Raw genomic sequence first — 13,215 nt, 5'->3', positions numbered from 1 at the left:
CGTCGATTTTCGCCTGGCGGTCGGCCAGCGCTTTATCAACGGCTTTGGCAACGATAGCGTCGATCTGTTCCTGAGTAAATTCTTGCGCCATTACAGAGGTAAGCGGAAAAAACGCGGCGATAACCGCCATGGTTAATGGAAGCTTTTTTATCATTGTCATGAGTTTCTCAATATAGGTTAATTTTATTCAGACAATAACCAGCCTATTCTGAGCTGACAGAATATGTCGCTATCATCAGAACAAGTTATTTTTTATTTTGTACGGTCACAGAGGTATTACACAATTATCGCTACTTTCCCTCCTTCGCTGGTATTAAACAGGTGGTCTTTCGCCACTGACAAAAAACACAGCACGAACAAATAAACACTATTTTTCGGCTGCAGGCAGACGGCGTAATACATGCCCCCGCAGGGGCATGTCAGAAAAAATTAACCAAAGATATAGGTATTGACGAGATTTTCGAGTAATTCCTGACGCCCGCTCTGAGGCTGCGGATTCAGATTATGCTGCTCAGCGTATCGGGCAATATTATCCAGCGACATCTGCCCGGTCATAATTTTCTGCCCCAGCTCGCCCTGCCAGCCGGCATAGCGTTTTGCCAGACCCTGATCGAGCTTACCATCCTCAATCATGCGCGCGGCCAGCTTAAGGGACAGCGCCATCACGTCCATGGCGCCAATATGGCCATAGAACATGTCGTATTTGTCGGTGCTCTGCCGACGAACTTTGGCGTCAAAGTTCAGGCCGCCGGTGGTGAATCCCCCGGCTTTGAGGATCTCGTACATCACCAGGGTATTTTCTTCCACGCTGTTCGGGAACTGGTCCGTATCCCAGCCGAGCTGCGCATCGCCGCGGTTGGCATCAACGGAGCCAAAGATCCCCAGCGCGATGGCGCTGGCGATTTCATGGTGGAAAGAGTGCCCCGCCAGGGTGGCGTGGTTGGCTTCAATGTTCACCTTGATCTCATTTTCCAGACCAAACTGCTTCAGGAAGCCATACACCGTCGCGACATCGTAATCGTACTGATGCTTGGTGGGTTCCTGCGGTTTCGGTTCAATAAGCAGCGTGCCGCCAAAGCCAATCTTATGCTTGTGCTCCACCACCATCTGCAGGAAGCGGCCAATCTGCTCGCGCTCCTGGCGCAGGTCGGTATTCAGCAGGGACTCGTAACCTTCGCGGCCGCCCCACAGCACATAGTTTTCGCCGCCGAGCTGGTGAGTGGCGTTCATGGCGGTCACCACCTGCGTGGCCGCCCAGGCAAACACCTCCGGATCGGGGTTGGTCGCCGCCCCAGCGCCGTAACGCGGGTGGGTAAAGCAGTTGGCGGTGCCCCACAGTAGTTTCACGCCGGTTTGCTGCTGTTTCTCCGCCAGCACTTCGGTCATCACGGCGAAATTGTGCAGATATTCTTTCAGCGACGCGCCTTCTGGCGAGACGTCGACATCGTGGAAGCAGTAATACGGCACGTTGAGCTTGTAGAAAAATTCAAACGCCACGTCCGCTTTGCGTTTGGCCATTTCCAGCGCATCGCCCGCGGCCTGCCAGGGACGCTCAAACGAGCCGGCGCCAAACATATCCGCGCCATTCCAGCAGAAGTTATGCCAATAACAGGCGGCAAAACGCAGATGCTCTGCCATACGTTTTCCCAGCACGATTTCATCCGGATTATAGTGGCGAAACGCCAGCGGATTATCGGTTTTGGGTCCGGCAAAGCGAACGCGATCAACCTGGTCGAAATAGGTTTGCATGATGAACTCCGAAATTGAGAAACAGGAAAATTAACAACTGTGACACATCGTGTATTCTCATCGTCGGTTGCTCAATTACGTTATTTCACTCAGCGATTGAGAAAATGCTCAAATGTGAGCCATCTCGCAAATAAAACTATTTTAAATATCTCGCTTCGCGCGCGTATAGAGTACACTTCCTGGGGAATTCAGGTGTCCATGCCAAATTAAAATGCCGGTTTTGTCACAATGCCTGCCTGCCAAAAAATTAGCGGCGGATAGCGGTTCAACGCAGGCGATACAGGCCTTTGCTTCGAGGATCACAGAAGTAAAAAAACATAATTACGTAATTTAAAAACGTAATAGATTCTTCCAGGTCAACTGTGTCAGAAAGTGTTTCACCTACACAAAACAAACCGGAGTCTGCTTAGAATGAGTAAAAACATAATGCACAGTCGGCATGAGGAATATCATAAATTAACCCGTGGAGAACGAATTGGTTATGGCATGGGCGACTTTGCACAAAACCTGGTTTTCGGCACAATTGGGGGTTTTCTGGCTTTGCATATGCTGACGGTAAATACCATCAGCACGGCAACGGCAGGCTTTATTTTTCTTTTTGTCCGTATCATTAATGTGTTTTGGGATCCGATGGTCGGAACCTATGTGGATAAACGAACCTCGAAAGCGGGGAAATATCGCCCCTGGCTGTTACGAGCCGGCGTTCCGCTGGTGATCCTGTCGGCATTATTGTTCGCGCCAATCCCTGGGGTTAAAGGTTCGGTGGCTTTCGCCTTTATTATTTATCTGGCGCTGGACCTGGTTTATTCCTTAGTCAATATTCCCTATGGCTCGCTGAATGCGTCGCTGACCCGCGACCCGGAATCGATCGATAAACTGACCAGTACCCGCATGATGCTGGCCAACAGCGCCAACCTGCTGGTCTATACCCTGTTCCCGATGTTTGTGCAGATGGCGGCGCCGAAAGATCGCAGCCTGAAGGACACCGGCTTTTTTGGCCTTGAGCTGAATCTGGGTAACTATACCGATCCGTCGGCGAACTACGCCTGGTTTGGCGTGTACGCCATCTATATGATCATCGGCGCGGTGGCCCTGTTTATCTGTTATAAATTCACCAAAGAACGCGTTGTCGCGACCGCCGAGCAGACCGCCAACGTCAAAACCACCGACCTTTTCCACGAACTCAGACATAACCGCCCGCTGGTTATTCTCGGCATGTTCTTTATGCTGGCCTTTACCTTCATGTTCTTCATGAACACCGTTAACGGCTTCTTCAACCAGTTCGTCGTCGGCCATTCCGAATGGATGGGCGCCGTGGGTCTCGTCGCGTCTATTCCAGGCATCGCCTTCCCGGTGTTCTGGCCGAAACTGAAAAAAATCTTTGGTAAAAAAGGCTTCTTCCATCTGTTCCTCGCCATGTTCATCGTCGGCGAACTGCTGACCTACGTCTGGTCCCGCGAAGGGATGCACGACGCCCTGTGGCTGGCCTACATCGCCACCTTTATTAAACAATGGGGCTTAACTTCCGCCACCGGCTTTATGTGGGCGCTGGTACCGGAAGTCATCGCGTACGGCGAATTAAAATCTGGCAAACGCAATGCTGCCATTATCAATGCCATTATGGGACTCTTCTTCAAGATCGGTTTCACCATCGGCGGCGCGATCCCGCTGTGGCTGCTGGCGGTGTATGGATTTAATGAAAGCGGCGCCATGCAGAGCGCCAGCGCCATCGACGGGATCATTATGACCGCCGTGTGGATCCCGATCGCGCTGGCCGCTATTTCGATGGTGATTATCCAGGCTTATCCGATCTCCGATAAACATGTTACCGACATTAACCGTCAGCTGGATGAGATCCGCGTGTAGTTAAAAAAATTATAAATCAGACCGATCCGTAACTTTCCATTTTAAAAGGTGTAATGAAATGTCACTTATTCAAAACCCGATATTACGCGGCTTTAATGCCGACCCCAGTATTATTCGCGTCGAGGATACGTACTATATTGCTAACTCGACGTTTGAGTGGTTTCCGGGTGTGCGTTTACATGAGTCGAAAGACCTGAAAAACTGGAACCTGCTGCCTTCGCCGCTCTCCACCACCACCCTGCTGGACATGAAGGGCAACCCCTCCTCCGGCGGCATTTGGGCGCCGGCGCTCTCGTGGGCCGATGGGCAATTCTGGTTGGTGTATACCGATGTGAAGGTCACCGAAGGCGCCTTTAAAGACATGACCAACTACCTGACCACCGCGAAGGATATTCGGGGCCCGTGGAGCGACCCGATCAAGCTGAACGGCGTCGGGTTTGACGCCTCGCTGTTCCATGACGACGATGGCCGGAAATATATCGTCCAGCAAACCTGGGATCACCGGGAGTATCATCACCCCTTCGATGGCATTACCTTAACGGAGCTGGATACCAACACGCTGAAGTTAATGCCGGAAACCGCGCGCACCATCTACCGCGGCACCGCCGTGGCGCTGGTCGAGGGGCCGCACCTCTATAAACTGAACGGCTACTACTATCTGTTTGCCGCCCAGGGCGGCACCGTGTTTACCCACCAGGAGGTGGTGGCGCGGTCGAAAACCCTCGAGGCCGACAGCTTCGAAACCGAGCCGGGCGACGTGTTCTTAACCAACGTCGATACCCCGGACAGCTACATCCAGAAACAGGGCCATGGCGCGCTGGTCTCCACCCCGGAAGGCGAATGGTATTACGCTTCGCTCTGCGCCCGGCCGTGGAATCGCCCGGGGGAATCCATCTACGACCCGCGCGGCTGGTCAACCCTCGGCCGGGAAACCTCGATCCAGAAAGTGTACTGGGACGATGAGGGCTGGCCGCGTATTGAAGGCGGTCACGGCGGGAAAACCTTCGTCGAAGGGCCGAAAGACGCCATCTTCACCGAAAGCGCCGGCGATAATAGCCAGCAGGATGACTTTACCTCGCCAGCGCTCGACCCGAACTGGAATACCCTGCGGGTGCCGTTTACGGCCAAAATGGGCACCACCGGCGACGGCAAATTAACCTTAATCGGCCAGGGTTCGTTAGCCAATACGCATGACCTGTCGCTGATTGCCCGCCGCTGGCAGGCCTTCTATTTTGACGCCGCGGTGAAGGTGAAATTCGAGCCCTTCAGCTACCAGCAGATGGCCGGGTTAACGAATTACTATAACGACCGCCACTGGAGCTTCGTCTTCCTGACCTGGAATGAAATTAACGGCAAGGTCATCGAAGTTGGCGAAAATAACCGCGGGAAATACACGTCGTACCTGAAAGATAACGCCATCAAGGTGCCGGACGGCGTGGAATACGTCTGGTTCCGGACCAAGGTCCGTAAGCAGACCTACAGCTATGAATACAGCTTCGATGGCGTGTCGTTCACCGAGATCCCGGTCCAGCTGGATGCCGCGGTACTGTCCGATGACTATGTGTTGCAGAGCTACGGCGGGTTCTTTACCGGGGCGTTCGTTGGTCTGGCGGCGGTAGACTACGCCGGGTACGGTACCCAGGCTGAGTTTTATCAGTTCGAGTATCAGGAACTGGGCGATGCGTTAGCGGCCGATGGCAGTTACAGCTGGGAGGCTGGCGAGACGCGGGATAAGTAAGAGAAAGCAGGCCCACGCTACCGGTGAGGTAGCGTAGGGTTTGTGGTGTGCGGGAACGCAACGGTTATGCGCTTCCGATTTTTTCAGGCTTGCGTAGCAGGAGGCGAACGCGGTCTCCACTCCCACAGCAAGATCCGTCGTAATACTTAAAAAGCGATCCACCTGGAATCGCCGCATCTGGTGGGTTGATCGGCAAGGATTTTGCGAGCATCATCGCATTTATTTAGCTGCCAATGTAACGCTATGCCCTCCAGCACGACCCTGCAACACGCGATCGAGAACATCACCATCTGGCGCAAAGGCGAACAGCGTGCGCCGCATAAGCCACTGTTGCTGCTGTATGTCCTCTCTCAGTACCAGCGCGGCCATGCGCGGATGTTCGATTACGCCTCGGAGATACGCGATGAGCTGCATAGCCTGCTGGAACGCTTTGGCCCGCAGCGCCGCCAGTACCGGCCGGACATGCCCTTCTGGCGCCTGAAAGGCGACGGCTTCTGGGAGCTGCACAACAGCGAACAGTGCTCAACCCAAGGCAGCCGACAGCCGCCCGGCAAAGAGCTGGAGCTCTGCCACGTCGCCGGCGGCTTTGATGAGCCGCATTTTGCGCTACTCAACAGAAATAAGAAGCTGATCAATACCCTCGCCCATCAGATCCTCGAGGCGCACTTCCCGGAGAGTATTCAGGAAGACCTGGCTGAAGAGATGGGGTTTGATCTGCTGCAGATCCGCAAAGAGCGCGACCCGCATTTTCGCCAGCAGGTGCTGCGCGCCTATAACTATGAGTGCGCGATCTGCGGCTTCAATATGCGCCATGATAATACCTCCGTCGCCCTGGAAGCGGCTCATATCAAATGGAAGCAGCACGGCGGCCCCTGCGAAATCCCTAACGGCCTGGCGCTCTGCGCGATTCACCATAAGGCCTTTGATAAAGGATCCATTGGTCTGGATGAAGATATGCGCATCCAGGTTTCGCCGGCGGTGAACGGCGGGGGCATCGTTGGCAGGCTGTTCTGGGATTTTGATGGTAAGCCGATTACCTTACCGCAGGTGAAAGAATGCTATCCGCAGGAAGGGTTTGTGGCGTGGCACCGGCGGGAGGTGTTCAGGGGATGAGGGGGTATGGGGATGGTGATAAGCGGGTTTCGACGCTGTCTTATCGCTCCTGAACATCAACAGATCCTTTCGTGTCTGCGCCACCATCGTCTTTAAGCCACATATACGGAGGAATTGGCATCTCATTTGCTCCTTATCGTTGAAATTAACTGCAATGTAATAATATAGAGTACAGATGAAAGGAATATTACTATTATCAGCGATATATAAAAGAAAGTGTCATACATCGTATCGGCGTTCACACTCCCGAACAAGAAGTGGCAAATATCCCTTGCGATATCATAATCGAGATAGATTTCCGGCCTTGGAAGTGCACGTCCCAGAACCAAAAACAGCAATATAAAATAAATGATCTTACTTATTTTACGGGCAAGCGTTATTAGAGCCACTGGCAACAACCTCCACCCAACCACGAGCCATAAGGGAACGCATGCAGGGAACCTGAACCAGTGATGTATTCATAAGCGCATTCCGGATCATGGCAAAATCAGAATTATGGGCGATAGTAATACAACCTTCGGAAACCGTACCCGGATGCAAACGGAAGTTACCACGTTTCACACCTTCGACCCACGTCTCATCGTCAATTCCGCGGTCGCCACGCCATAACGCAAACCAATCGCTATTCCCCCGCCGTAGTTCGCGGCAGGACGTAATGAAACTATTGGTGTTAGCCCTGCTTTTATTTATTTTCAAACACTTGGCTATAGCCCCCGCTCTCACGCCGGAAGCGGATATCACTCTGGTGAATCCGTCAATGTTTGCTCGTGAAGGATATCGACGGCACAACATGATGCTGTCGATGTGTTCACATAAACCGCCTGTTCATGAGTCATAAACCTGATACTGCCATGAACAAGTCCGCACAAATACATATAAACTAATAATTTTAACATCCCTATTTCTTCGTATCCAATCACGAATAGAATACTTATATTGATTTTATTATTTATTGAATTAATACATCTCAAACCAAAAACATTCATCATAGTAATTCACCGTAAACTGATACACAATGATGTTTTACACTTTATTTAAATCAATGGTTTAAAACCATTTTACAATACAATTTGTAACAATTAGGTTATGGTAACACTTATCAAGTTATTTATTCTCTTGTAAATTACCATCGATTATTTCTTTCAAAAATGATGTACATCTTCAGTCATTTATTTAAACATAGGATAGCTATATGGCAGACATAGAAGGGATAGCGCGGAAGTTATATAACATCATTATCTCGCCTGATACAGTTACAGGGCTTATCAATGGTGGGTTATCTGTTCCTTTAGATTATGGTTATCTGATTTACGGTATCTTTGATACGGATACAAGATATGAACGTGAAACAGAAAGAATCCGTATGATGACCGCGATAAGACATGACATTCTTAACTATGAAAATATCGTTAATGCAGTTAAATTAATCTTTCAGTTATTTAATAAATATCTATCCGAATCAGAACAAGATAGAATATACAGAAGTGTAGTTACCTCTATCGTGGGTAGAATCTCTACGAATATTATCGCATCGAACATCGCTAAAGCCGTTATAGAAAAAACGTCATTTACTTATGTAGTATTTAAGGGGAAAGGGAATCCAATAGACTTTTTAAGTACTATCCTCTTGTTTGGTGGAATGGCAGAGCGATCCATCAGGACCTCTGATAAACTCAGGAATGAAGCGCCCGAGGTATACTCGTTATTAAGACCCCGCGATTATGATCTTCTTTATTTCTTATTTGCCGATGCGGTACAACCTTTTGTTGATGCCATCCATGCAGGAAACACCGAGGGCAACCCCGTATTCGACAAGATTATGAAAAGAGTTGAAGATCATTTAAATACGAATGCTAAGGCTGGGTGATATGAAAAAAATTATCACGCCACTCGTCGATATAGTTCTCTGCACCTATATTATTACCACATGCTTTATTTGCCTAGCTGAGTTTAATAACTGGCAGAATAAAATAATTGCAGTAACGATTACAATCGGCAGCGCTTACATCATCGCCATTGCGTTGAATAGATTGCTGGGAACAAAAATAGGTGTGATAAGCGGTGTTTTTAATTTACTATCAGGTCCGCTACTAATTATAGGCGCTATTGTTTGCATAGCCTTACTTGACCCGTGGCCGGTTAAGATTATTGGTCTGTTTTTATGGGTCATTATAATGTTTTGTTTACCTTCATTTATAAATAGAGATAAGGAATAATCATGTCAAATCCAGCATATCTTTGGCTAACCGATACAAACGGCTCCCCTATAACGGGTAGTTCTCTCGTTACAGGGCGTATTGGCGCTATTGAATTAAAAGCGGTAACGCACCACCTATCCATTCCTGTGGATGGAAACACCGGTAGATTAACAGGAACCAGAGTACATACGCCTATTACGGTACAGAAAGACTTTGATAAAACAACACCCCTTTTATACAAAGCGCTGAGTGAGAACCAAACATTAAAGTCGGCAACCATAAAGATGTATCAGATCCTTGATGCAGGTGTTGAAAGCGAATATTTTAATATTATATTAGAGAATGTAAAAGTAACCGGAATTACCCCCAACTTATTTCCTGATTCTGGTACAGGCACACACAGCGAAACGATTCAGTTAAGGTATGAGGCCATCACATGGAAACATTGCGATGGGAATATCATTTACAAAGATTCCTGGAATCATCGGGCAACAGCATAAACTCCCCTTAGACTAAAGGCCATTCAAAAGAGTGGCCTTTTCTAAGTTCAACTGATTATTTAAACCACCATCGCCAAACAAGCCATCCAAATGCAACCGCATGGTTTGGAGGCATAGTATCTTGAAGCTATACCTCCTTGAGTAGCGCTAAATTAATTCAACACATTCGATACCTGCATTGCGATAAGCCCCTATAACTTCCGCTGCTCCAGGCTGGAATAAATCGTTTTAATTTCCGCTTGTAAGCTTTCGCCACGGTATACCATCGACGTATCGTATCGTTTGTACTTCTCATCACGCGTAGCGCTAAACCAGTTGAACGATCCTATGCACAGCAGCCCTCCCTTGCAAAGTACCGCGCGGCCTTTTTCAGGATATTCCGTTCTTCTTCGGTACGCTTTAGCTGCGCCCGTAGTTTCAGGATCTCGCTTTTGGCTTCCAGTAAATCCCGGTCATGCTGCTCGCTGTTATCCGGTTTGATAGCCCGTAGCCACTTGTAGGGGCTGTGTGCAGAAACTCCCAGACGGTCAGATACTTCGGCAACGGAATAACCGCTTTCCGTGATCTGACGGACGGCTTCTTCCTTAAATTCAGGTGTAAATCGTGGTGTGCCCATATGCTCCCCCTATGCTCAAACTATGGGCAGGATCGTCTACCGGGGTGGGGTCAGTCCAGTAGGACAAGTAGGTTCACATAAATGGGTTTAACCATCTCTAATACCAGCCTAGCTGTGCACAATGTAATCTCAACTTGCAAAATGCTATGCAAATTCAAAGATAATGATATGCTTCTGACCAATATTGACATTCGCAACAAGAGGCACAGCCATGATCCGCTGCCACCTCGCCCGAATGATGGGTGAACACAAGCTGCGTATTGCCGACGTTGCCAGAGAGACGGGGCTCAGCCGTGCTACGGTAACATTGCTCTATAAAGAGACTGCTCAAAAAGTGGATTTGGACACGATAGAAAAAATCTGTCTGTTATTTGGCTGTAGCATTGGCGATCTGCTGGAGCTTAAAGCTCACGGAATTAAAGCCGATGGAGAGGAATTAAGGGATGCAGATCACTGAGTACCACGCAAAATACTACGCCCATGAGCTCACGTGCCTTCACGCGGCAGACAGTGTGGATCGGCTCTCACAGTCCCTGTTCGATGCAACGGTAGATTTGAATCCTCATCAGATTGACGCTGCACTTTTTGCTTTGCGAAACCCCTTGCAGCAAGGTGTATTACTGGCGGATGAGGTCGGTCTTGGCAAAACCATTGAAGCCGCTCTCGTCCTCTGTCAGCACTGGGCGGAACGCCGACGTCGTTTGGTGATCGTTTGCCCGGCCGCATTGCGCAAACAGTGGGCGCAGGAGCTGGCTGAAAAATTTGCACTACCCAGTAGTGTGCTGGACACAGCTGCGATCAAGTCAAGCGGGGCATCGCCAAGAACTTATCTTGCAAATACTGCAGGCAAAAAGGTAATGATTATGTCTTACCATTTTGCAGCCAAATTAGCCGACGACTTAGTGACTGTGCCTTGGGATCTCGTCGTTATTGACGAAGCCCATAAGCTAAGAAACGCCCATCGAGCAAGTAATCGCATAGGGCAAGCGCTTAAGTTGGCATTTAATGGTCGGCGCAAAGTGCTGTTAACTGCGACGCCTCTGCAAAATTCCTTGATGGAATTGTATGGCCTTTCAACGCTACTCGACGAACATTTGTTTGGCGATGAAAAGACATTTCGGAAACAGTTTATTCATGGTGAAAGCGCCACAGATGAACTGAAGCAGCGATTGGCGGGTTTTGCCAAGCGCACTTTACGTAGCCAAGTACTTGAGTACGTGCGCTACACCAAACGCCAAGCCGTCACTCAGCCATTTAAACCCACAGATGCGGAACAAGACCTTTATGAGCGCATCTCTGTCTTTTTGCAGCGTGAAATATCCTTTGCATTACCTAAGCGCCAGAGACACCTAACTGGCTTGATATTGCGAAAGCTCCTGGCATCAAGCCCGTATGCCATCACTGGAACTTTGCAAACCATACTCGAGCGGTTGCAGAAAAAATTGATGGGTGACGATCAGTCAGATGAAGACCTGGCGACTCAGTTGATCGAGCAAGATGATTTAGAAGATGACTATCTGGATGATGCTGATTTTTCCGATGCTGAAACGGACGAATCGCTAGCAGAAACGATGGGAGTACCTTCAGGTTCGCCCGATGCAACCATAGAACTACAGGCTGAAATCGCAGAAATCGAGTCATTCATTCAGCAAGCTCAATCTTTAACGACTGATACCAAAGCGGAAGCGCTGCTCACTGCGCTAGATTTAGGCTTTGCCAAAATGGCAGAACACAATGGCCCGAGAAAAGCCATCATATTTACTGAATCCAAGCGCACTCAGCAGTTTTTAGCCGATTATCTCGCCAGTCATGGTTATCAAAATAAAATCGTCACCTTCAGCGGTACAAATACTGGCCCAGAAACCAATCAAATTTACCAACGCTGGTTACAGCAATATCAGGGTAGTGACCGGATTACGGGCTCCGCACAAGTTGATAAACGCACAGCGCTTATTGACGAATTTCGCGAACACGCAGAAATCATGATCGCAACCGAAGCGGCTGCTGAAGGTGTTAACCTGCAATTTTGTGCATTGCTGATCAACTACGACTTACCCTGGAACCCTCAGCGCGTCGAACAACGTATTGGTCGCTGCCATCGCTATGGGCAAAAGCATGATGTCGTTGTCATTAACTTCTTAAATACTCGCAACCAGGCCGATCAACGGGTGCTTGAACTGCTCACTGAAAAATTTCAGTTATTTTCTGGTGTTTTTGGTGCATCAGATGAAGTGTTAGGGCGAATCGAATCCGGTATTGATTTTGAAAAGCGTATCGCCCGCATTTACGATACCTGCCGTAAACCACAAGACATTGAGTTGGCGTTTGAAGAACTTCAAAAAGAGCTAGAAGCAGATATTAACGACAAGCTCAAGCAAACCCAAAGCCAGCTTATTGAGCACTTTGATGAGGACGTTCACGACAAACTTAAAATTCAGTTGGATGCTACCCTGGCGCGTCTCGACAAAGTTAGCCGTTGGTTTTGGGGCGTCACCCGTTTTGCACTTAGTGATAAAGAAGGCGATAAAGAAATTGCCAATAAATTGGGAGCGAAAGCTCAGTTTGATGAACACAATTACAGTTTTGCACTAATACAGTCGCCCATTGCCAATGCACCTGCCGGCCGCTATCAACTGGTGCGAGCGCAGCAAAACCAGCAGCGGCAACAAGATTTTATGGCGCACGCTTACCGCCTGAACCACCCGTTGGGTGAATGGTCGCTCGATACCGCCAAAACCAGCGCCACTCCAGTGGCTGAGTTGGTATTTGACTATGCAGGCCATGAAACCAAATTGAGTGTAATCGCCGATCTAGTTGGAAAATCCGGCTGGCTACGTCTCGACAAACTCACGGTAAGTGCTTTGGACACGGTAGAAAGCTTGTTGTTTTCAGCAATCACCGATGATGGCAAATCGCTGGATCAAGAAGCCTGTGAGAAACTATTTTCTGTTCAAGCCAAAAAAACACAATGCACTGCGAATGCAGAGTCACCCGTGCTATTAGCCAACAATCAACAGCGGCGAATTGAAGCCAGTCTTGCGCAATTTATAGAGGAAAACCAGCGCCTGTTTAATGCTGAACGGGAAAAGCTAGAACGCTGGGCCGATGACAAACTGCTGGCCAGTGAAGGAGCATTAAAAGACACCAAAGCTAAAATTGCCCAAGTAAAACGTGATGCCCGCAAGGCGCCAACACTAGAAGAGCAATCAGAGCTACAAAATCAGTTGCGCGATCTAGAACGCCAACAACGGCGCCAACGGCAGCAAATTTTTGATGTGGAAGACGAGATTATGGCCAAGCGCGATGAACTGATTGAAGCACTGCAAGAGCGGCTCACGCAAACCACAGCAACAGAACATTTATTTACCATTCGTTGGCAAGTGGCTTAATACCAAGCTGGCAAATGAAAAATTGTGAAGTTACGAACACAGGAAT

The 13,215-nt window shown here is 49.0% G+C and carries 11 protein-coding genes and 4 pseudogenes; 8 read left to right on the top strand and 7 right to left on the bottom strand.

The features are described 5' to 3' along the window. Both CWM61_RS11695 and xylA read right to left on the bottom strand, forming a co-directional pair. Positions 1-160 (bottom strand): annotated as a pseudogene (locus CWM61_RS11695) (carbohydrate porin); the annotation flags it as partial. Positions 161-429: 269 nt separating this feature from the next. Further along, on the bottom strand, positions 430-1,749 hold the full coding sequence (xylA, locus tag CWM61_RS11690) for a xylose isomerase (RefSeq protein WP_061155930.1): 1,320 nt from the start codon (positions 1,747-1,749) through the stop codon (positions 430-432). Positions 1,750-2,175: 426 nt separating this feature from the next. Between xylA and CWM61_RS11685 the strand changes: the two genes are divergently transcribed. The 3 genes from CWM61_RS11685 (at position 2,176) to CWM61_RS11675 (ending at position 6,466) form a co-directional block, all read left to right on the top strand. Next, positions 2,176-3,615, top strand: a complete 1,440-nt coding sequence (locus CWM61_RS11685) for an MFS transporter (RefSeq protein WP_165455226.1) — start codon at positions 2,176-2,178, stop codon at positions 3,613-3,615. 58 nt (positions 3,616-3,673) lie between these two features. Next, complete coding sequence (locus tag CWM61_RS11680) at positions 3,674-5,353, top strand: glycoside hydrolase family 43 protein (protein ID WP_012543017.1); 1,680 nt, start codon at positions 3,674-3,676, stop codon at positions 5,351-5,353. Between the two features lie 243 nt (positions 5,354-5,596). Then, positions 5,597-6,466, top strand: coding sequence for a phosphorothioated DNA-binding restriction endonuclease (locus CWM61_RS11675; protein WP_100631267.1), 870 nt, complete (start codon positions 5,597-5,599; stop codon positions 6,464-6,466). Between the two features lie 43 nt (positions 6,467-6,509). On the opposite strand, the pseudogene CWM61_RS29670 reads toward CWM61_RS11675, so the two are convergent. From CWM61_RS29670 to CWM61_RS11665, 3 genes and pseudogenes are all read right to left on the bottom strand, one after another. Continuing rightward, a pseudogene (locus tag CWM61_RS29670) lies at positions 6,510-6,587 on the bottom strand (type VI secretion system tube protein Hcp); the annotation flags it as partial. Between the two features lies 1 nt (position 6,588). Continuing rightward, positions 6,589-6,855 carry a hypothetical protein gene (locus tag CWM61_RS29855; RefSeq protein WP_074387212.1) on the bottom strand — a complete coding sequence of 89 codons (267 nt, stop codon included), beginning with the start codon at positions 6,853-6,855 and terminating at the stop codon, positions 6,589-6,591. After that, the gene (locus tag CWM61_RS11665) at positions 6,830-7,207 is read right to left on the bottom strand and encodes a DUF2778 domain-containing protein (protein WP_100631266.1); all 378 of its coding nucleotides are present in this window, start codon (positions 7,205-7,207) and stop codon (positions 6,830-6,832) included. The genes CWM61_RS29855 and CWM61_RS11665 overlap by 26 nt, the downstream gene beginning before the upstream one ends. Before the next feature lie 451 nt (positions 7,208-7,658). Here CWM61_RS11665 and CWM61_RS11655 point away from each other — a divergent pair, with 451 nt between their 5' ends. From CWM61_RS11655 to CWM61_RS11645, 3 genes are read left to right on the top strand one after another with little or no spacing between them, the layout of a single operon-like run. Next, complete coding sequence (locus CWM61_RS11655; RefSeq protein WP_100631264.1) at positions 7,659-8,333, top strand: hypothetical protein; 675 nt, start codon at positions 7,659-7,661, stop codon at positions 8,331-8,333. A gap of 1 nt (position 8,334) precedes the next feature. After that, the gene (locus tag CWM61_RS11650; protein ID WP_032413290.1) at positions 8,335-8,682 is read left to right on the top strand and encodes a hypothetical protein; all 348 of its coding nucleotides are present in this window, start codon (positions 8,335-8,337) and stop codon (positions 8,680-8,682) included. Between the two features lie 2 nt (positions 8,683-8,684). Next, complete coding sequence (locus CWM61_RS11645; protein WP_004192264.1) at positions 8,685-9,164, top strand: Hcp family type VI secretion system effector; 480 nt, start codon at positions 8,685-8,687, stop codon at positions 9,162-9,164. Between the two features lie 191 nt (positions 9,165-9,355). On the opposite strand, the pseudogene CWM61_RS30140 reads toward CWM61_RS11645, so the two are convergent. Beyond that, positions 9,356-9,511, bottom strand: a pseudogene (locus tag CWM61_RS30140) (hypothetical protein); the annotation flags it as partial. Continuing rightward, a pseudogene (locus CWM61_RS11635) lies at positions 9,497-9,780 on the bottom strand (transposase); the annotation flags it as partial. The pseudogenes CWM61_RS30140 and CWM61_RS11635, both read right to left, overlap by 15 nt. A 211-nt stretch (positions 9,781-9,991) precedes the next feature. Here CWM61_RS11635 and CWM61_RS11630 point away from each other — a divergent pair. Both CWM61_RS11630 and CWM61_RS11625 read left to right on the top strand, forming a co-directional pair. Then, a complete protein-coding gene (locus CWM61_RS11630; protein ID WP_046401408.1) occupies positions 9,992-10,237 on the top strand; it encodes a helix-turn-helix domain-containing protein in 246 nt (81 codons plus the stop codon). Continuing rightward, entirely contained in the window at positions 10,224-13,169 is a 2,946-nt protein-coding gene (locus CWM61_RS11625; RefSeq protein WP_100631263.1) for an SNF2-related protein, read from the top strand. The genes CWM61_RS11630 and CWM61_RS11625 overlap by 14 nt, the downstream gene beginning before the upstream one ends. The last annotated feature ends 46 nt before the right edge of the window (positions 13,170-13,215 follow it).

Origin of the sequence: Klebsiella sp. K-Nf6 (assembly GCF_002806655.1) — a bacterium.
Lineage (GTDB): Bacteria > Pseudomonadota > Gammaproteobacteria > Enterobacterales > Enterobacteriaceae > Klebsiella > Klebsiella variicola.
The sequence above is the reverse complement of the archived record's forward strand: the minus strand, read 5'-3'. Positions and strand labels throughout refer to the sequence as shown.